The following is a 20,798-nucleotide window of genomic DNA, read 5'->3' as shown; positions in this document are numbered from 1 at the left end:
CCGTGTTTTTTTATTTCCTCATACCAGTATCCTAGCCTTAGGTCCAGTTGAAATCAGGACCACAGACAGTTGAACCTCATATGCCAAAATAAGTATGATGTTTCTAGTGAATTCCATATGAGGAGGAGAATTATATTGATCGTGCACCTAAGCGCATTAGTTCAGGAGAAATTCCTGTTTCTTAATAAATTTTTACACTCACCTAAAGAAGTGGGCAGTATTACTCCCAGCTCCAAATATTTGGCACAAGCTTTAACTAGAAGCATCCCTTGGGACCTTGTACAATCTGTTGCAGAGCTCGGTTCGGGCACGGGCGCTGTAACCAAGCAAATTAAACTGGCTTCAAAGGGACAGACCCGGATTTTATTATTTGAAAAAGAGCCTGTGCTGAGAAAGCAGCTAGCTTTGCAATATCCTCAATACGGCTGCCATCCTGATGCCACCGATATCCAAGGCGCTCTTGGTGTGGAAGGAATCGGACAGTTGGACGCTATTATTAGCGGACTTCCTTTTTTCAACTTCCCTGAGGAGCTGCGGATAAAGCTGATGGATGAAATTGCAGCATCCCTTAAACCGGGTGGACTCTTTGTTGCTTTTCAATATTCTTTACAAATGAAACAGCTATTGAAGCACTATTTTCATATAGAGCAAATTAAAGTGGTCCCACTTAATCTGCCGCCTGCATTTGTGTACGTTTGCCGTAAGAAGGAGCTGGAATAGAATGAATTACGATATGCTGCTGTCTATGATTGGGCAGTATGGTTACGCGGCATTGTTTTTCGCCTTATGGCTTGGCATTGTTGGTATGCCGATACCCGATGAAGTTATTGTGATGACCGGAGGAGCGGTAACCGCAAACGGGATATTGCAAATTATTCCTGCCTTTATCGTGACTTATTTGGGAGTTATCTCCGGGCTAAGCCTCGGTTATGTGCTGGGTAGATTTATTGGTAAACCGGTAATTGAGAGGCTGAAACGAAAGAAGAAGATGGAGAAGTATTTGACAGCATCGGAGAAGCTTATAGAGAAGTATGGAAGCTTTGCCTTAGTAATCAGCTATTTTCTTCCGGTAGTTAGACATGTTGTTCCTTATGTCGTTGGTCTTAACAAGATGACATTCCGGCGTTATGCACTCCTTTCCTATTCGACAGGCTTTGTCTGGACAGTGATCTTTTTCACAGTTGGCCGCTTCTTCGGCGATTATGTAGATGAAGTAGGTCGTCTGATTCACACTCAAGGTTTAAAATGGATGTGGCTACCAATTGTTTTACTAGCGATCTTCGTAATCGTACGGATTGTGCGTAAAAATAAAAATAAAACGGCGAGCTTCAGCTAAGAGCTATCGTCGAGACCACGCCTTTCTACAAAACTATGCGCTTCAACTCCAGTCTACTCACAAGCTCCTCAACAAGCGCCTTCAACGGGTTGCCGATCTTCTTGCTATCTCTCGAAGCTGAAGAAGCAATCACAGCCGCCGGTACCATAGACAATTGGACAGCCCATAATTGTTGATCCGGATACTGGGCGGACAATCTTTCGAGTCCGGTCTTAACCATCTCGATATATGCCTGTTTCTTTCCTTGCATAATCAATTCGAAAGTATTCTCCAGCAAATGGGCTTGAAGCTGTGGCGATCTCCCGGCACTTCGCGCATACTGGTGCATTCGGTTCATAGTCCCATTCACAGTTGCGGGATTGGTAAACACGAGCAGCTGTGGTTCATCATTGGCACAAATCAGAGCAAGCATTGGGTCATCGATTTTGATGACAGGCACTGGTAGCGCCTGCTCCAGCTCCTCTGTCAAGTTAGCTGTAAAATAGGTGCATGTAACCAGGATCGCATCCACATGACAGGACGCTATCCAGCCTAGCATATCAGCGATTTTACGCTGTCCTCGCTCAGCCGAAAAATCGGCATCCCCCTTCAATCTGTCTAATCCTGGATCCACAAAATGGCTCAACTCCACATCGTAGCATTCCAATGCCTGCTGGATATATTCAATATTCGAATAATGAGCATGATAGCATCCAATTCTTCGGGTCATTGCTATACAACCCCTTTATTATTATTTAAATGTATGTATTTTCATTCTGAACTTGACCCTGCATTGGGCGGCAGGATCGCGGGTGATTTCGGTGGCATGCTGCCATTTTCACTTTTAACCCCATACGTCGCTTCCCCTACAGTGCTGCTACCCGATTCCGCTGTACCATTCGTCTCTTTATTCGTGCCACCCTCCTGCTCTTTCTGCTTGCCCGCTCCCGCGCCGGATTTTGTTCCTGCAGCACTTCCATTTCCCGTGCCTGTACTTGAATTGCTTTTCTCTCCTGTGCTCCCGCCTGAGCTAGTTGAGCCGCTTGAGCCCCCATTACTTCCTTTACTGCTGCTAGTACCAGAAGTCGATTCTTTCCCAACCCCACTACCAGTACTCAAACCAATACCGGCTATAGCCGTTCCTTTTCCTCCGAGCTGTTGTATTAAGGCAGCCCGTGCCTCCTCCAAGTCCTCATCCTTGACAATAATATAAGGGCTCTCCCATTCTCCGTCCAAATGCACATACTTTACGTTCGATGGGGAAATATCAAAATAAGTTGTCATCAAATCCCTAATTTGCGAAGCTGGCACATCCGTCTTCATATGGCTTCCCACAGTTTCAATGATTTGTCCTAGCTTGGTTACTCCGCCCGTGCTTTTCAATGAATTCATTAGCTGATCCAGCACCTGCTGCTGCCTTTGGTTCCGAGCCAAGTCGCTCGATTCCTCCGTATTCCTGTTAGATTTGCGGTAGCGTACAAAATCCAGCGTCTGCTTGCCGTTCAGCTTAGCCAGCCCTTTTTTCAGATTAATATCGGTCCCGTCTTCATCGTCTACATAGCGCATATCCATATCCACCTGGATCGTCAATCCACCCATCAGATCAACAATCTGACGAAAACCGTCGAAATCGACCGTTACCATATAATCGACAGGTACGCCCATGAAGTCGCTAAAAACCTTTTTTGTCTCCATAAAGGCACTGTTTTTCTCAATGTTATTGAAATAGGGATAATAATAGTTGGCTTTTCGTGACGGCAGTCCTTTGGGGGCCATTTGCAGGTCGCGCGGCAGTGAAACAAGGGTAGCCGAGTGCTGCTCAGGGTTCAATGTGACCACCATAATGACATCGGAGTTCAAGCTGCCGGATTCCGGTCTATAATCAATGCCCATCAACAACAGAGTAAGCGGCTTCACTTTGGCCGACTGCTCCACAGGCACTACCTCCGGCGTTCCGATCTTTTCTATTGCGACAGTAGTTGTTTCATATATGGAATAAACATAAATGCCAACGGTTGCAGCAATGGCAACAGCACTGGCTAACGCTATTTTTAAAATCATTTTTTTCATCGTATTCCCTCGCTTCTTTCTAAATCGATGGTTACGATTATAAACGGTTTATTTGTCTTAAAGGTTACAGTTTGTTTACATTTTTACCTCTTTCGACAATTTTTGTCGGTTTCGTGGCATAGAACTGTGCATAAATGGAATTTAATGCAGCTAAATAACGTCTGAGCATAATTCGACGACATACTGGATGCTGCAAAATGCTGAGGAAAATTGGAAAAAGCAGCCCTAATATTTCTCGGGAAATAATGTAAAATATCGACAATAGCGGTGAAAAGCTGTTTCCTGCTACACTGTTTTTAAATGAAAGTAAGCAGCATGCCTCCGCCCGCAGCAGCGATGACCACAATCCACGGTGCCAGCTTCCAGTATATAAGCGCACCGAACAGCGCCAGCGCCAAGCCAAAATCGCCAGGCGTCTTTACCGCGCTCACCCATACCGGATCATACAAGGCTGCCAGCAAAATGCCGACTACCGAAGCATTAATTGCTAATAAGGCCCCTCTGACCTTCGGCTGCTTCCGAAGCATTTCCCAGAACGGAAGTGCACCCATCACAAGCAGGAAAGCAGGGAGGAATATCACAATTGTAGCTACAGCAGCGCCTCCCCAACCATGAATAACAAAGCCCAAATAGGATGCAAACGTCGATAATGGACCCGGAATCGCTTGGGTCGCTCCATAGCCTGCAAGGAATTGCTCTTGTCCCATCCAACCGGATGGTACGACTTCCTTCTCAAGCAACGGCAGCATCACATGCCCGCCGCCAAACACCAGGGAGCCGGACCGGTAGAAGCTGTCGATGATAGCAAGCCACTGTGATGGATAAACAGAACGAAGCAGCGGCAGCAATACCAACAAGCCAAAAAATGCGATTAAACAGCAGATGGCCAGCTTTTTGTGATTGGAAGAAGTAGCCGCTGGTTCAATCTGCGCATTGCTAATGGTTACAGAAGCAGCATTTTTATATAACCATGAGCCTAGCAAGCCAGCTGCCACAATAAGGGCAACTTGAATGAGCGCCGAGTTGAATAGCAGCATCGTTATACAGGTCAAAATCGCTATCGTTGCCCGGCTCCGATCAGGTATCAGGTTCTTCCCCATCCCCCATACCGCTTGGGCAACGATAGCTACTGCGGCCAGCTTGAGCCCGTGAATCCATCCCATGCCGCCTACGTCCAAGCCTTGGCATAAATAAGCGAATAAAGTCAAGCCCAATGCCGAAGGCAGAGTAAACCCTAACCACGCCAGAATAGCTCCAAGCACACCTCCGCGCATGTAGCCTATTCCCATTCCTACTTGACTGCTGGCTGGACCGGGCAGAAACTGGCATAATGCTACCAGATCAGCATAGCTTCGTTCGTCCATCCATTTCCGCCGCTTTACATATTCCTCATGAAAATAGCCCAGATGGGCAACCGGTCCCCCGAAGGAGGTCAAACCCAATTGAAAGGATACTTTTAAAATTTCAAATAATGAAGTCTTATTGCTCATGTTCCCACCGCCCCTACATCAAATCGATATTAGCTTACCATCCAACTTTAACTAGGTAAACTAAAATCTAACGTTCCCAAAATGGTTGACCTACCCAGTACTGTGCTGCTGCCGCAGACAGATACACCTTTATGCCCTTGTTGCTCGATCAATTAGCCATAATTTTATGGTTACGGCTCAGCTTAACGGTTCTAAAAAAACAACCATCGACGACATGAAAGTCGGCAATGGTTGTTCAGATAACTTTTACTTATCGATCAAACCGGTCGTTTTGAGCATTCTTTCGATCAGCGCTGCTGCTTCTGCCCGCGTTATGTTATCTTGCGGCTTCAGCAATTGGCCGGCGCTTCCTTCTACGATGCCGGCGCGAATCATCCGGGCAACTATCTCGCGCGCCCATTCAGAAAGATCCGCCGCATCGCCATACACCAAAAGCGTCGCTGCGATCTCGGTCTGGCTCATCGCCGCACTTTGCGGCTGAATCAGGTTGTAAGCCCGGGCGACCATCGCGATCCCCTGCTCCCGGGTAATCTGCCGTTCTCCGCGGAACGTGCCGTCCTCATAGCCCTCCACAATACCGAATTCGCTGGCTACGGAGACGCCAGTGCGATACCAAGCGGTGGAAGCAACGTCATGGAATGCGTTCTGCGCGGCTTCCTGACCCATTAACCCCATGCCCATTGCGGACATAATCGCAAATTCCGAACGGGTGATATTACGATCCGGCGAGAATACGTTGTTCCCGGTTCCAGCAAGAATGAGTCTGGCGGCAACATTGTTGACCGTCTTATGCGCCCAGTGACTCTTAGCATCATTGAAGTCCTGCGGATTCCAAATGACGGAGTAGCTGCCATGGCTGCGCAAATCTTGAATCTTCGCAAAATACCGGTCGCTGATTTTCGTAACGACGGTCGGTACATGGTGCACGGTTCCGTCCGGGTTCACAATCACCCCGGTCGTAATCCGGTTCGGGTCGATGCCTTCGGGAAGCGCAATGTATCTTGCCGCATACCCGTTCAATTGCTCCGCACGGACGGTCTGTCCTGCATGGGAGAAGGTTACATCCAGATCGACCGGATTCACCAGCAGCTCATAGCCATTAGCCGTTGCACGGGTGCGCGCATTGTCGATTAATGCTTGTTCCGAACGCTGAATGCGGATATTCATGCTAATATCGCCAAGCGCTGTATCGCTAAACTGCTTCGTGATCGCACCGAGGTCCAGTTGGCTGCTAGGCACCGGATAGATCGCCAGCAGGTTCCCGATTTCCAGGCTCGAGCCGGTATCCTTCAGCTGCTTGACCATCGCTGCCGTCAAGCCTTGTACCTGAACATCTCCATCGCCCGGAACGCGAATCGCCAGATTTTGTGCTCCCCCTTGAGACAAGGTGTCGGTGAGCTTGTCACCATCGATCTTTACGGTCGTGACCGTCCGATCTCCGGATTGTTCCGTCGTTTGTGTCGCAAAGGAGGACTTGTTATCGTTCACCGTTGTGATGATATCGCCGGAATTGGAAGCACTACCGCCTCCACCGCCACTGCCCGGTTGACGACTGCTTCCGGAGGATACTCTGATTACGGTGATCGTATATTCCTTGATATGGCCGTCCCGGTCCGTCACCTTCACCGTTACGGTGTTAACACCGATATTGAGCGGAAGCGCCGCGCTTGTTGCACCGCTGACCACTTCGCTGTAAGCTCCTCCATTGACGCTAATCTCGATCTTCGCGCCTGGATCGAGCGCTACAGGCGTCCATTGCAGCTGATATACGCTGTTGGATACGGCCATCGTATAAGCTCCCGTGTTCGAATCGAAGGCAGGGCTCAAGCTGCCGATGGAAGGAGTGAGCGATACCAGCTTATTCGTAGTCCGAACGATTTCCAGCGTATAGGTCGCCCGTTTGCCGTCCTGTCCGGTCACTTCCACCTGAATCGTATTCAGGCCTTCCCTGAGCGGCAGGTTCTTCCAATCCGAGGCGCTGACCGTGTTGCCATTCAAGGTAACGGAGACCTTGCTGCCCGGCTGGAGAGCTTGCGGGTCGATACCGACCGTAGACACTTCGTTCGATACGACCGCCTTGTAATTCAACTGCCGGCCGTCGAATGACGGAGTCAACGCGATCGGACTCCCGTTCTCATCGCCCACACTGAGCGAGACGAGTCCGACATTCGTCGAAACCAGACGATCGCGTGCATCGTTCAGAGCCGCTAACGCCGTATCAACCACTGCTTGCGTAGCGTTAGGATCGCTTAGTACCTTTTGGGCCTGCTTTAGCGCATCCTGCAGTGCCTGCCAGCTTGCCGGAGTATAGTCGGTTGTCTGCAAGTTCTCTCGATTGATCTTATCGACCGTTGCTTGCAGCTGTGTTTTATCTACAGCCGGCTCTCCGGCCGTAACCGGTGCCGTCGCTACGCTCGTTACGCTGCCTGTCGCGTGTACGCCGTCTGCGGTAACCTTCACGGTCATGGCCGCGCCCATGTCGTCTACGGTTAATGCGTAGCTTGAACCCGTCGCATTCGTGATGGGGACTCCGTTTCTGTACCACTGATAAGTAGGCACATTGCCTGTCGTGTTCGGCGTATACGTGACTCCCGTTACGTTCGCAGTCAACGCCTGACCCACCTTGGCAACTCCATTGATGGTTACGCTGCCTCCCATCACTGGAAGTGCGATATCTTGTGTGGCAGTGATGATGTTACTAATGATACCGGAATCATATTCGACAATAACTCCTGGGTCTTTATATGCGCTGCTACCACCGTGCGTATTATTTACACCTAAGTATTTCACTCCAGTATTATTATCGTCTAGCAGGAGTGTAAGATGGTCGTAGGCTCCATTATCCATATAATTACTAGTCTGCTCAAGACCTGTTTGGTAACCCGTTGATACATACCTTGTGAAGCTACCAACAGAAGTGTCCCAATTAGGTGAATAAGTTTTAGTAGCGCCAATAAAGCTTATAAAGTTCCAGCCTGGTTCTCTTGCAAAGGGACTTTTAAATTCTTTAAACATACTGGCAACCGCAAGCATTTCTCCAGGATTATTTGCTGCTGGCTCTACAAGATGTCCATTAATGTTTGTTGCAGTAGTCACAGCATCTTTAAAAGTCATGCTACTCTGTCTTGCCACATATACAAAATGGCGTCCCTTGTAGGTACGCACAGAGGTCTTTCCATTGGACAATGGTGCCCCTGGCGTTACATTTATTGTGACATTTTGGGTTTGCCCTGAAACTTGTGTAAGTGTCATATTGCGAATAGCAGCTTGAATTTCTTCATAAGTGGTACCACTTGAAAAATTGAACACTCTATTTGTAGGTGTAGATTTATCAGTAGTAATGCCACTAATGGTTATGCCATAAGTCAACTCGGTAATTCCGCTTGAATGAGTTCCAACCGCAGTTGTGCCACTATTTACAGCCACAGTAAAGTATCCGCCTGCTGCATGAACGGCGCCTGTGCTTCCAAATGCAGCATTGGGAAGCTGATAGGTTGCTCCGGTTACCCTAACTGGATTACCAAGATTAAGTGTTGGTGTTGTCGCTGCTCTTACTTCTAACGGATGAAAGGGGATCATCGTCAACACCATAACGATTGCCATTAGTAAAGATAACATTCTTTGATTTTCTAATTTCATCTTTTGTTAATTCCTCCCATCGAAAGCATATAGAAAATTACATATTTGCGGACTTCTTTCTGTTTTACACTGTATCCTTTTGTTTATTGTTAGCTGCAATTTTTTCAGTTGCATCACCTCTCCCACCATGTGTATATTTCTATCGCTATCCTTGTCATTAGAGCAATGCCCTTATATCTGTGAATGCAACAAGACAACAATAGTGAAGAGACCGTAAAGAGGTTTTCTCTGAACTACATTATAGACAAGCCTTCTAACCAAACTCTAACCAAAATTAATATAGTTGGACTGAAGTACACCGTCACCTAATCTGCATCAATTTGTTATTTACAACAATTTTTCCTATATAATAAGAAAGCTGTCTTGCCGATATAGAAATGAAATAAAGATACAATATGAATGGAGGCTGCAATCGAATGAAAGTCATGCTGGTAGACGACGAGCGGCTGGCGTTAGTCAGATTAGAAAACATGCTTGGGGAGTATCGGGATTGCAAAGTGATCGGTTCATTCTCAAGGGCTGAGTTAGCGCTCAATCATATCGGTGAGTTCCAGCCTGATGCCGTCTTTTTGGATATTCACATGCCTGGATTGAATGGCTTGAGGGCGACAGAGCGAATACACACGACCTCTCCAAACACGAAGATCGTTTATGTGACAGCCTATGACGAACACGCGGTTGAGGCATTCGAACTAGGGGCAACTGATTACTTAGTGAAGCCGTTAAGACGGGAACGATTGGGCCAAACAATAGAACGTTTACGGGAACGTATTTCGATTATGAAGTCTCCAAATGAAAAAGGTTTATTATATCATTGCTTAGGAGCCATGCAGATCCGGAAGACGGACGGAGAATTGGAATTCCTGAAGTGGAGGTCGACGAAAGCGAAAGAGCTGTTTGCCTACTTGCTATTTCATCGGGGGAAAGTAATTAATAAGAATACTTTGCTGGAGTTACTCTGGCCGGAACTGGATGATCCCAAGGGGCTAGCCAACCTGCAAACAAGTATTAATCGAATTCGCAGCACATGGAAAAACACATTTGGAGATGGTTATATCTCGATCCGATATTCACAGTATGGGTATATCCTTGAGTCGAAAGAACTGCGAATCGATGCTGAAGAATGGGAGCAAGGGTTTCGCCAATTAAACCCTGTTTCAATCGAACATGTCACAGAACATCAGCGACTGCTCGATATGTATCGTGGAAATTTTTACGAAGAGGATAATTATGTGTGGGCAGAGAGAGAACGCCAAAGACTCAAGGCACTATGGTTGCAACATGCCCAGCATTTGGGGCAATTTTATTCTTCTCATGACATGAATATAGAGGCACTTAGAGTTTACCATCAAATACAAGAGCGAGATCCTCTGAATGAAGATAGTTATCTCGCGCTTATGAATATATATGCTTCACTGAATGACACAGATTCTGTCGATAAGCAGTATCAATTCATGATTCGAATATTGGAGCAGGAAGCTGGGGTCGATCCTAGTCCTGCAGTAATGGAATGGTACGCACGATGGAGAAATCGTGTCCCCTCTAAACGGCAGTTCCTCCATGAGAGCTGATTTTTTGGGAAGTATTAATCTGATGTGGTTAGCAATTGGTTAGACAGATTGTTTATAATGTTATCGAATCTCATTATTCACTTATTTGAAAACGGTCGGACCCGTAAGAATACAAATAATGTATTACCGCAGTGCCTTTGTATCCGATGTCAAAATACCCCTTTACGATTATCACCTGGAAAATTGGAACCAAACGTTGAGCGACGATACCTTGTATACGAACAGCCTCCCGACAGATCAGAAGCAAGCAGCTCCGCTTCGTCAGGTAACAGCGCTCCGTTCACGGTAAAAAAAAGGGGGGAAGATCATGTTTCTTCGTATTTTAATAGGCAACCGATGGATTCCGGTGAATTTGTCGAGTGGCGATTATTCCGACACATTAGTTGAGGAACTGAGCGATAAATTGAAAATCCGGATCGAGAATTTACCCCAAAATGAAGATTGGGAGAAGCTTCTGACGATTGAACTGGAATCGTATACGGACGAATGGGAGGCAACATTATACTTTAGTGAACGAACGGAGAGCTTCCGTTTCCGCTAAACGATGATCGAAAGTAACACTGAAACGGCGTCTATCCGACCGACAGCAGTTTGTCGGCCAGTTAAATTGAATCTTGGTATCAGCGCCGTTCAGTCTATAATGGATAAAGAAGGTAACTTTGCGTTAATTATAATAATTTAAGCTCCCCTCTCATTTTTTGAAACTACAAAGCTGACGATAGTACCTTGATTTGGAACACTCCGGATTTGCAAACCTTTGCCGTATAGTTGCTTTAATCTCCGATCCGTATTGAACAAGCCCACTCCTGTCCTCTCTCCCATGCGTCTTTCGAGTACACTCTTTACCGTTTCCTCATCCATCCCCACTCCGTTATCAGCGACCGAAATTTCCGCCTCATTTTCGTTCTCGGTAATCCGAATATGAATTTCCCCGCCTTCATCTAGACTTAATATGCCATGACGTATTGCGTTTTCGACAAGAGGCTGGACGGAGAGCGGAGGGACTTGAAAACGAAACTTTGCGTCCACCTCCCATCGAATGCGTAATCTGTCCTCAAAACGTTCCTTTTCGATATACAGATATGAGCGAACAAGACCAAGTTCATGTTCAAGCGGAACAAGTCGCTCCAAATTCCGAAAATCGAAGCTTGCCCGCAAGTAATGGCCGAATGCTACAAGCAGCGCACTCATTTTCTCGTTATCGATTTCGCTAAGCGCGGCTATTGAATTAAGGGTATTGTGCAGAAAATGGGGTTGAATTTGTGCCTGAAGCCATGCCGCTTCCATGCGCAGCTTTTCACGTACCGATTGCTTTAATACAGTCAATGCCCGTACCCGGGACTTTAATTCCATCGCATCTACCGGTTTCGTCACATAATCGTTCGCGCCTGACCGGAATCCGGCGTCTATATCTTCCTGTCGACTACGAGCAGTCAGGTGCAGAATGGGCAGCTCCGAAATCGAGAAGCGCTCTCGAATGATACGGGACAATTCGTATCCAGACATGTGCGGCATCATGATATCGGTGACGATCAAATCCCATTCCCTCGTATCAAGAATGGCAAGTGCATCACGACCACTTACAGCCGTTACGACATTATAATTTTCCAAAACAAGGAGGTTGCTCAATATATTTAAATTGACAACATCATCATCTATGACCAGAATGTTTGGCCGATCCGAACCGGCATCCGATTTCGGTTGAGAAATGACACCATGAGATACGGAGGAAACGGAAACCGCTATTTCTGTATCGGCCGATAGCGAGGTGATGAATTCCATCTCGTTTTGTGGGATGTTGGGATCGGATAGCCGCAAGGTAAAGCTAAATACCGAACCTTGCCCTGGAATGGAGTGGACCTCCAACGTGCCTCCGTGCAGTTCCACCAATTGCTTGCATATGCTTAACCCGAGCCCGATTCCGCCTCCAATCGCCGTAATGCTGGAGTCTCCTTGTTCGTAAGGTGCAAATATCCTTTGTTGTGTCTCTTGGTCCATTCCGATGCCGGTATCGGCGACGACAATGCTCGCCTTATCATCCTTGATCTCGGCCTTTATTACGATTTGTCCTTGATTTGTATATTTCACCGCGTTGTGAATCAGATTGAATACAATTTGTGTAAGACGGTTTTCATCTGCAATGACATTGGGGAAGTTGGCCGGGATGTCGTTGACGATGCGAATTGGCTTGCCCTCCGTCATGAAACGAAGCATATCGGTTACACCAGATACGACTCCTTGAACTCGGATACTCCCCGTCTGTAATCGTAAGCCATTCTCCTGAAGCCGCGTCATGTCAAGCAGATCGTTGAGCATGTACGACATTCGCTTGCCTACTGTGATAAGAAGCTTCATGTTTTCTCTGCTTTTGACGTCCTGATCGTTAATTCCGGTATCCAAAACGATTTGGGCGATGTTAAGCATGCCGTGCAGTGGATTCCGTAATTCATGAGATGTGTTGTTTAAAAAATCGTCTTTTTTCTTGTCTGTTTCTTGCAGCTTCTGTACGAGCTTTGCCGTCTGAGTGGAAATGCGGAAATAGCGTTTGAACCAGAACGTTGCAAAAGCGAGGAACGCGATTATTAGGTCGATCGGGTAATAGCCTGCACCCAGTAGACCCTTAAGGTAACCTCCAATTACATTAGACATGACGCTGACTAGACCAAGCACCAAATATATAGCGTCCTTATCGCTCTTTATAGTCGTACGAAACGAGAGCGTGAGAACAAACAAACAGGCGAATAAATCTATGGTGTAATATACAGCCAATACACTTAGTGCATCTCTAGCCGGCAATAGCACAACCGATATTGCCGCAATTACACAGAACAAGAGGAACCAGCGGAACACTCTGTTCTCCACATGTTCCGGTAAGAGACCCTTTGCAAGCTGTAACAGAAATGCGCCAACTCCAATAAAAGACAGCAAAATCAATTTAGTGGACCACTCGTAACTGATGGTCGGCAGCCATACAAGCAACAGTTTATCATCGTCAAGCATCGTCATGAGAACAGTGCAAACAACGAGCATAAAGAAGGAGAACATTACTTTATGCCTGGTTCCGATCACGTAAAGAATAAGTGCATACAAGGCATGGATCATGAGAACGACACACACAATGATCTGCATATTGATGGAAAACCATGTTTCATTATGCACCGCATGCTCACTGCCAAACTTAAACGAGCCGACCACACCGCCTAGTTTACTATTGTCATAATTCGCAACTTGAACGACAACATCGATTTCTCCGGTATTGGCTTTGAAAGTAGCAGTGTAGGGTATGCTTTGTGCAGAATACTCCTGCTTGGTCTCTGCCGGATGCCCAGCCTTCGCCAGTAGAAGGCCGTTCACGTACAGTTCGGACGAAGTACGTACGCTTGAGACACGGATGCCATAGGTTAACTCATTATCCGGGTTGACTTTGATGCGCAAGCGATAGGAGCCATAGCCATACGGCGAGTTGTTAACCGATAAAGCCGATCTCCAATCTCCTGGAACATGAATGAATGCTCTCCCCCCATCTGATGAGATTGTGTTTGACTCACTTTGCATTACAAACTTGCCAGGATAAAACTCCCAATCACCGTCTAATGCAACTGTACGATCATTGGCGAAGTCGAAACCGATCAAATCCAAATCGCCACGAACGGCAAGAGGATGATCTGGCGGCGCTTGAAAAGTAGCCCAGATGATACGAATTAGAAATAAGGCGATAAAGAATGATCCAGTAATAAAGATTGCTTTTCTTTTTGTCATCATAGTTCCACTTTAATTCGACAAAAATCATGGTATTCCTTTAGATTTAACTTTGATATGTGATTATGAAATAGAGCATGTTCAAGAGACGTTGTGCCAGAATCTACTGAAATAGTAGAATAGTTCGCTATGTCGTATTATCAGCTGGAATATCTGAAGGCATGAATGCTGATTTGTATGTTGTAGAAAAATTATTAGACGAAAAAAGAGCTATGAACGGCCGACATCGATCGGTAGCCGTGTCACGGGCAGGATAACGTAGCAACGTGTTGAATTTAAATGGTATCAGCCAATGGGATTATTTTGAGTCAAAATTATGAATCAATAGCGGAAGGACATTAAAACGGAGAGCGGTTAATGGATATTTGCTTTATGATAATGTGGAGCTTGCATCAAATGAAAAAGGCATCGTTTCTGCTGCTCCCAAACAGTAAAATATAAAATAATTGAAAAAGAAGCACATGCAGCTGCTTGGGTTAGTTCAGCGACGTAATCAAGAACAGCTTATGTCCTCACAAAACCAAAAAAATAAAAATAACCCGAAGCTGCCAGCAAAATGGCAGTTCAGGTTATTTGAAAAATAGCGCAGCTATCCATGTCAAGCTAAGAGTCAATCGAGCAGCTGCTGCAATGTAATAACACAATTATGCGCTATTGCACAGTATCTATCAGCCTAACGAATCTGCTTCGGCTGATGGGTGTTGCCGCTGACAATATCCATGGACTGACTCGCTTGAGTCAACTGCTCCTGTACCTGAAGCAGCTCCTGACGATTGGAGTCGTTAAGATGCGAATTCAATTCGCTTTGCGCTTGCTGTACGGCTCGCTGTGCTGTCTCCAGCTTCTGAATTGAGCTCGCAAGCTTCTCCGGATTCGACTCCAGCTGAGCGTGACGAACCGCCATTTCGGCATCTTCGGCGACCTGTATGGCTTTCTCCGCATCATCAATGATGTGCTGCAAAGGCACTTGATGATGATTTACATTGGTCATTCGGACACTTCCTCTCGGGTTTTTCAACCATTAAGATGCGCCGAATGAAGCAATTTCATTCCTCCATTTACTAAATTAACGTATTCTCTCATACGTAACAAATTCGTAATCGTAAGGATTCTTCTCATCCTTGACGCCCTTCACTCTAGAAGCTGCCTTCCACTGCGACTTATCAATTCCCGGCATAAACGCATCGGCCTGAAATTGGTGGTTAATTTCCGTAATATACAGCCTGTCTGCGTGCGGCATGAACAAGTTATACACCTCAGCTCCGCCGATTACGAACAGCTCTTCTTCAGCATCGCCGCTTCCGATCAGCTCAAGTGCCGCTTCAACTGTGTGAACAACCTCGCAGCCCTCAGCAGTAAAGCTGGTATCACGCGTTAAAATAACATTGCGCCGCTTTGGAAGTGGCTTACTCCCTACCGACTCGAACGTTTTACGCCCCATCAGCACGGTATGACCTGTGGTCGTTCTTCTGAAGAAAGCCATGTCCTCCGGTAAACGCCAAGGAATCTTATTATCGATGCCAATTCCGCCCTGCTCGTCCATGGCATAAATCATTGAAATGATCATGCACCAGCCCCCCCTTTTCCGCTACTCTCCCCAGCTACACCGATATCGGCGCTTTAATGCTGGCATGGCTTTGATATCCTTCAATCACGAAATCCTCGAATTTGTAGTCGAATATCGAATCCGGCTTTCGAGTAATGATCAGCTTAGGCAGCTCATACGGTTCACGAGTCAGCTGCAGCTTAGCTTGCTCCAAATGATTCGTATACAAATGAACGTCGCCGCCGGTCCAGATCAGGTCACCTGCATCCAGGTCGCACTGCTGCGCCATCATATGAGTCAGCAGCGCATAGCTCGCCAGATTAAAGGGCAGCCCTAGAAACGTATCCACGGAGCGCATATTGAACAAGCAAGACAGCTTGCCATCAGCAACGTAAAATTGAAACGCATAGTGGCACGGGGGCAAAGCCATATTGTCCACTTCAGCGGGATTCCACGCGACCACAAGATGACGGCGTGAATCCGGATTACGCTTAATTTGCTCAATCACCTGGCTGATCTGATCGATCTGTCTTCCGTCCGGAGCCGGCCAAGTACGCCATTGCGAACCATATACTGGGCCCAAATTGCCTGATTCATCGGCCCATTCATCCCAGATTGTAACTTTATTTTCCTGAAGATAGCGAATATTCGTATCACCGCTCAAAAACCATAGCAGCTCATGAAAAATAGAACGAACATGCAGCTTTTTCGTTGTTAATAAAGGAAATCCCTTGGAAAGATCCATCCGAAACTGCCTGCCAAATACGGATATTGTGCCCGTTCCGGTACGATCTTCTTTCTTCACACCTTGATCCAAAATATCCTTAAGTAATTCTAAATAAGCTTTCATTAGCCACCTCATCCAAGACAACTCAAGACGCTTCAGGGAACCAAAGCATCATGGTAATAATAAAATTCATTATATCAAATTATTCAATTCCTGGCTTGGGATCGTTTTTTGAAATCTTACTCTTTACTTTTGTGGGATGATGTGTTATTTTAAATTTCTATAAATATAGAAATAACGTCACAGGTCAGGGTGAGAAGTTATGATGATTGAAGATAACACAGAAGTACGGCAAGCCGTCAAAGTATATAAAGCACTTGGGGAACCAACGCGGCTTAAAATCGCACTCTTGCTTACTGAGGAAAGAAATCTGTGCTGCTCCGCAATCATGGGTAAGCTCGAATCCGTTGCTGGTTCAACGCTGTCTCATCACCTGAAGCAATTGACAGATTGCGGCCTGCTCGATCTCCGTAAGGACGGAACCTATATCTACTACAGTGTGAACCGTGAGATGGCGAAAAAGTACGCACCTTATTTGCTGGAATCGTAATTTTTTTTCGTTAATATTTCTATATTTTTAGAAATATAAATATAATGGAGTGGAAGAGAGGAATAATATTTATGTCATACACGTGGAAAATTTATATGCTGGCCATCGTCAGTTTTCTAGTCGGAACATCAGAGTTTATTATAGCAGGCATTTTAGATAAGGTGGCTGCCGACATCGGTGTTTCTGTATCAGCTGCGGGTCAACTCATAACCGTTTTCTCACTTGCTTACGCATTCGGCACCCCTTTCCTTATGGCCGTTACAGCTCGTCTGGAGCGAAGAAAGCTGCTTCTTTATTCGCTCGGTATTTTCGTAATCGGCAATGGGATCGCCGTAGCTTTGCCAGGATTTGAATTTCTTATTGGGTCACGCATCGTCTTGGCTCTCAGCACCGGGGTATTCGTAGTTACAGCATTAACGGTAGCTTCCAAGATGGCTCCGCCCGATAAGCAAGGGAGCGCCATCGCGACACTTGTAATGGGCTTCAGTACCGCCCTGATTGTAGGCGTACCTCTCGGTAGGGTTGTCGCCTCCGCTTATGATTGGAAGACAATCTTCGGAGGAATCGGCGTACTAGGACTTTTCGCGATGCTGGCTATTTACTTCACGATTCCGCAATCGGATGGTGAAAAATCCGTACCTTTCCGTGAACAGCTGGCTTTGCTGAAGGAGCCCCGAATCGCCATTGCCTTGTCAATCACATTCTTCTGGATTGCAGGCTATTCTATCGCCTACACGTACATTTCTCCGTTTCTTCTTAGTGTTAAGGGGATGGGTGAAAAGGAAATAAGCGCAGGATTATTCGCATTCGGTATCGCCAGCTTGATTGGGTCCAAGTTCGGAGGCTATAGTACGGACAAATGGGGCGTTCCCCGCACGCTGATCGGCGGGATGCTGCTTCACGCAGTGGCGCTTATTCTGCTATCGCTAGCTGCCCCATCCTCTATTATCGTCTTCCCGCTGCTCATGTTATGGGCTTTCTCAGCCTGGTCATCGGGTCCTACGCAGCAATATAATTTAATATCTCTTGCTCCGGAAGCTACCGGCATTATGCTTAGCCTTAACAGCTCCGTTCTGCAGCTTGCAATGGCTGCCGGGGCTGGAATCGGGGGTGTCATCGTGGAGCAAGCTTCACTGTCGTCCATCAGCTGGATCGGAGCTGCGGGAGTCACTATCGCCGCAGGAACAGTCGCCGCTTCCCTAGGACTATCCCGCTCCCGCCGGAAGGCAGCAGCCTGAATTAATAAATAGGTCTGAAGCACAAAAAATCGCTCATTTGGTTTGTAATGGGAGTCACCCCATCACTAGCCAAATAAGCGATTTTATTTTATTATTACTTGGGCTTTGTTCCTATGGCTGCAGCCAATGAGCACAATCTTAATTAAACCTTGAGCTTCTCCCCCGTCTTACTGAAAAACAATTTCATCATAGGAGGAGTCACAATCGTTGTTATTAATACGACGACAATAATGACTGCAAACATATCTTTATTTAACAAATTGGACTCAAGCCCCATAGCCGCAATAATTAATGCTACCTCTCCTCGAGACACCATCGCTGCTCCAATCGCTAATGAATTGCTCCATTGAAAGCCCGCTAATTTGGCCCCTATCGCCGAGCCGATAAGTTTAGTTAGAATAGCCAAAACGCTTAATCCCGCAATGAGTCCGATATTTTGCAGGAGCCCAGTAAACTCGGCAGTGACCCCTATGGATGTAAAAAACACCGGAACAAAAATAGAATAGCTTATGGTTTCCACTTTCTCGAATACTTCATGTTTATACTTGGTTAAACTAATGGCTACTCCAGCGATGTAAGCTCCAATTATAGCAGCAACACCAGCATACTCAGCTAAATAAGCATATAGGAAACAAATGATCAGCCCTGCTGAAATCACAGCTTCAGTAACCCTTAGTGGAGCAAATTTGTTCAAAACCCACGGGACTACCTTCCAGGCAAGGAGTATGGCAACCGCAAAGAAAGCAATCTTTTTCAAAACTATAACTCCTAAATTAACATCTCCGCCTGCAAAACTCATGACAAAAGCCAATACAATAATGACCAATATATCATCTATCACTGCTGCACCTAGAATAGTCGTCCCTTCTCTCGACTTCAGCTTGCCCATTTCTTTAAGCGCTTGAACGGAAATGCTGACACTTGTGGCAGATAACAGCAGCCCTAGAAATACGGATTCAATCTGAGGAAGCCCTATAGTAATACCAGCCAAATAACCTAATGAAAAAGGAACAATGATTCCAGCCACGCCTACATAGGCCGATGCCTTTCCCGTACGTTTAAACTCTTCCGTATCTGTCTCCAAGCCTGCAATGAACATCAGTAAAATAACCCCGATCTGGCTTATTTCACTGAGTACTTCTGTACTTGTAACGATACCTAATACCGCTGGTCCGAGAATAATCCCAATGAGCAGCTTGCCCAGTACAGACGGCTGCCCTAATCTCACACTAATATCTCCGGCAATTTTAGATGCCAGCAAAATCACGGCAAGTTGGAAAATAAGCATGTTTCCACTCCTTTTTAATAAAGTTATTATGCATAATTGCAGGAAAAAAAATACAAAAAGAGCCTCTCTACCACGACCTGCTATAGACATAGCAAGGCCTTGGTGACAGGCTCCTCCAGGAAAACGAAATTATTCATTTTTGTGTACGCACTTTATATACATACGATTGGACTCATTACAGGTTTCAAATCTATGCTAAAATCAGCCATATAGGGAGCATAGATCCGATGGTCAGCTGTCGTGGAAACACAACTGCAGGTAAATTTACGGCGGCTTCTTCCCTTAGCCTCTCTTCCTTAATTGCATTAAATGTTTAGTGTCACCCGTCTTCACGTACATTAAAAAATAAAATCGATTATAATGTGCTGAATGCTTCATCATTCCCTCTACTCCCCCTCTCTACCAATTCTATTAAACTATTATTTTCAAATTTTGATAGTTTTATACATCTGAAATTTAACTATATGGGCTTCTTGTGGAAAACTCCTGTCTCCTTTCACCTTGTTCGATTCGATCCGTGAATCTACCTGATGTATATTCATTAATTACATGAGTCCAAAATATTTGTGCTGGCACATTTTTCTCAACTTGAAATACTTCCCACAGTCCTTTATGTGTATCAAACATTTGTATAGCTGCTTTTTTACCCAGTCCCAATCTTCGATATTTCTTCATAATAAAAAACTCGGCTATTGAAAAATAAGGCTCTTTATCTTCCGATTCAATGTATCTAACCAATACAAAACCTACATTCTTCCCCTCCAGTTTAAGCAAATAAGGGAATCTGTTTTCATCCATCCAATAATCATCTAAATAAGGATATTTCCCATATAGTCCATCTTCTTTAACATCGGAATCCATAAATTCTGAAAAGTCATAGAAATAAAATTGCATCAAATTATGGAGTACTTCTTTCTCTTCTTTGTTTGCTTTGACTATTTGTAGCAGATCCACTGTAAAAACACCTTCTTTTATTTTATCTTAGGGTAATTTTAACATGCTCCGCAAACCGTATATTGATAAAAAACAGCTATTAGAGAACTATCCTGCCTATTGGGGTTCGACCGACCACCATGCAACGCCACAACGCGCGCTCGGGAGCCGCGCCGTCCTCTAGCTCTTCCCATAATGAATTAGTCAAGCATTAGTGGAAGTAATTGTTCCGCTATGGAATGAACAGCACAACAAACAGAGAGATAGCGGAAGACCTCGTTCCGTTATCTCTCTGTTTGTGCTTAATGTGTTCCCATTCACCCCAAATAGTCGAGTAGGCGGGGCCTTTCCTTCTCACGGATTGTGCCCCTTCCCCCTCACAGATCCGTACGTGCGCAATTAACGCATACGGCTCTTCATTTCATCGTTACAGGTCGACTGGCGAACAGGTTCACATAAATTTTTGGCAATGGTAAAGGATGACGCAAGAGGAACATTCCAACCTTCTCTCCGGTAAAACCTTTCTTTTGGCTTCTTCTGTTTCTCCACTTCTTCATAAGGTTGAGTACCCTCTTGTAGTACTTCCATAAGTACCCGTAGTTATCCGAGACA

17 protein-coding genes and 1 pseudogene are annotated in these 20,798 nt (G+C 45.8%); 7 read left to right on the top strand and 11 right to left on the bottom strand.

Going from position 1 to position 20,798, the window contains the following annotated elements; all coding sequences use genetic code 11:
* The first annotated feature begins 138 nt into the window (after window positions 1–138).
* Window positions 139–720, top strand: a complete 582-nt coding sequence (locus tag NV381_RS29035) for a class I SAM-dependent methyltransferase (RefSeq protein WP_258216874.1) — start codon at window positions 139–141, stop codon at window positions 718–720.
* Between the two features lies 1 nt (window position 721).
* A complete protein-coding gene (locus NV381_RS29030) occupies window positions 722–1,336 on the top strand; it encodes a DedA family protein (protein ID WP_258216801.1) in 615 nt (204 codons plus the stop codon).
* A 25-nt stretch (window positions 1,337–1,361) separates the two neighbouring features.
* Here NV381_RS29030 and NV381_RS29025 read toward each other — a convergent pair whose 3' ends face one another.
* The 4 genes from NV381_RS29025 to NV381_RS29010 all read right to left on the bottom strand — a co-directional run bounded on the left by NV381_RS29025 (window position 1,362) and on the right by NV381_RS29010 (window position 8,514).
* A complete protein-coding gene (locus NV381_RS29025; protein WP_258216800.1) occupies window positions 1,362–2,045 on the bottom strand; it encodes a hypothetical protein in 684 nt (227 codons plus the stop codon).
* A 41-nt stretch (window positions 2,046–2,086) separates the two neighbouring features.
* Complete coding sequence (locus NV381_RS29020; protein WP_258216799.1) at window positions 2,087–3,385, bottom strand: LCP family protein; 1,299 nt, start codon at window positions 3,383–3,385, stop codon at window positions 2,087–2,089.
* A gap of 296 nt (window positions 3,386–3,681) precedes the next feature.
* Window positions 3,682–4,875: a chromate transporter gene (locus NV381_RS29015; RefSeq protein ID WP_258216798.1), complete on the bottom strand. Its 1,194-nt coding sequence runs from the start codon at window positions 4,873–4,875 to the stop codon at window positions 3,682–3,684.
* 246 nt (window positions 4,876–5,121) lie between these two features.
* Window positions 5,122–8,514, bottom strand: coding sequence for an S-layer homology domain-containing protein (locus NV381_RS29010; RefSeq protein ID WP_258216797.1), 3,393 nt, complete (start codon window positions 8,512–8,514; stop codon window positions 5,122–5,124).
* Between the two features lie 416 nt (window positions 8,515–8,930).
* Between NV381_RS29010 and NV381_RS29005 the strand changes: the two genes are divergently transcribed.
* The 3 genes from NV381_RS29005 to NV381_RS28995 all read left to right on the top strand — a co-directional run bounded on the left by NV381_RS29005 (window position 8,931) and on the right by NV381_RS28995 (window position 10,626).
* Window positions 8,931–10,085, top strand: a complete 1,155-nt coding sequence (locus tag NV381_RS29005) for a response regulator (protein ID WP_258216796.1) — start codon at window positions 8,931–8,933, stop codon at window positions 10,083–10,085.
* A gap of 118 nt (window positions 10,086–10,203) precedes the next feature.
* Window positions 10,204–10,374 carry a hypothetical protein gene (locus NV381_RS29000; RefSeq protein WP_258216795.1) on the top strand — a complete coding sequence of 57 codons (171 nt, stop codon included), beginning with the start codon at window positions 10,204–10,206 and terminating at the stop codon, window positions 10,372–10,374.
* An 18-nt stretch (window positions 10,375–10,392) separates the two neighbouring features.
* Entirely contained in the window at window positions 10,393–10,626 is a 234-nt protein-coding gene (locus NV381_RS28995; protein ID WP_258216794.1) for a hypothetical protein, read from the top strand.
* A 137-nt stretch (window positions 10,627–10,763) separates the two neighbouring features.
* Here the strand turns inward: NV381_RS28995 and NV381_RS28990 are convergent, their stop codons facing one another.
* From NV381_RS28990 to thyA, 4 genes are all read right to left on the bottom strand, one after another.
* Window positions 10,764–13,844 (bottom strand): ATP-binding protein, encoded by a 3,081-nt coding sequence (locus tag NV381_RS28990; protein WP_258216793.1) that lies wholly within the window; start codon window positions 13,842–13,844, stop codon window positions 10,764–10,766.
* Between the two features lie 673 nt (window positions 13,845–14,517).
* The gene (locus NV381_RS28985; RefSeq protein WP_258216792.1) at window positions 14,518–14,835 is read right to left on the bottom strand and encodes a hypothetical protein; all 318 of its coding nucleotides are present in this window, start codon (window positions 14,833–14,835) and stop codon (window positions 14,518–14,520) included.
* Window positions 14,836–14,910: 75 nt separating this feature from the next.
* Entirely contained in the window at window positions 14,911–15,411 is a 501-nt protein-coding gene (locus NV381_RS28980; RefSeq protein ID WP_308862357.1) for a dihydrofolate reductase, read from the bottom strand.
* A gap of 34 nt (window positions 15,412–15,445) precedes the next feature.
* A complete protein-coding gene (thyA, locus tag NV381_RS28975; protein ID WP_258216791.1) occupies window positions 15,446–16,240 on the bottom strand; it encodes a thymidylate synthase in 795 nt (264 codons plus the stop codon).
* Window positions 16,241–16,442: 202 nt separating this feature from the next.
* On the opposite strand from thyA, the gene NV381_RS28970 reads away from it, so the two are divergent.
* Together NV381_RS28970 and NV381_RS28965 are read left to right on the top strand one after the other, a co-directional pair.
* On the top strand, window positions 16,443–16,727 hold the full coding sequence (locus tag NV381_RS28970; protein WP_258216872.1) for an ArsR/SmtB family transcription factor: 285 nt from the start codon (window positions 16,443–16,445) through the stop codon (window positions 16,725–16,727).
* Window positions 16,728–16,798: 71 nt separating this feature from the next.
* Window positions 16,799–17,965 carry an MFS transporter gene (locus NV381_RS28965; RefSeq protein WP_258216790.1) on the top strand — a complete coding sequence of 389 codons (1,167 nt, stop codon included), beginning with the start codon at window positions 16,799–16,801 and terminating at the stop codon, window positions 17,963–17,965.
* A gap of 142 nt (window positions 17,966–18,107) precedes the next feature.
* Here the strand turns inward: NV381_RS28965 and NV381_RS28960 are convergent, their stop codons facing one another.
* From NV381_RS28960 to NV381_RS28950, 3 genes and pseudogenes are all read right to left on the bottom strand, one after another.
* Window positions 18,108–19,253: a cation:proton antiporter gene (locus tag NV381_RS28960; RefSeq protein WP_258216789.1), complete on the bottom strand. Its 1,146-nt coding sequence runs from the start codon at window positions 19,251–19,253 to the stop codon at window positions 18,108–18,110.
* Window positions 19,254–19,709: 456 nt separating this feature from the next.
* Window positions 19,710–20,207 (bottom strand): GNAT family N-acetyltransferase, encoded by a 498-nt coding sequence (locus NV381_RS28955; RefSeq protein ID WP_258216788.1) that lies wholly within the window; start codon window positions 20,205–20,207, stop codon window positions 19,710–19,712.
* A gap of 395 nt (window positions 20,208–20,602) precedes the next feature.
* Window positions 20,603–20,798, bottom strand: a pseudogene (locus tag NV381_RS28950) (group II intron reverse transcriptase/maturase); the annotation flags it as partial.

The sequence above is a fragment of the Paenibacillus radicis (ex Xue et al. 2023) genome (genome assembly GCF_024722015.1).
Classification (GTDB): Bacteria; Bacillota; Bacilli; order Paenibacillales; family NBRC-103111; genus Paenibacillus_S.
Note: the sequence above shows the minus strand (reverse complement) of the source record. Positions and strands in the feature narration are given on the sequence as shown.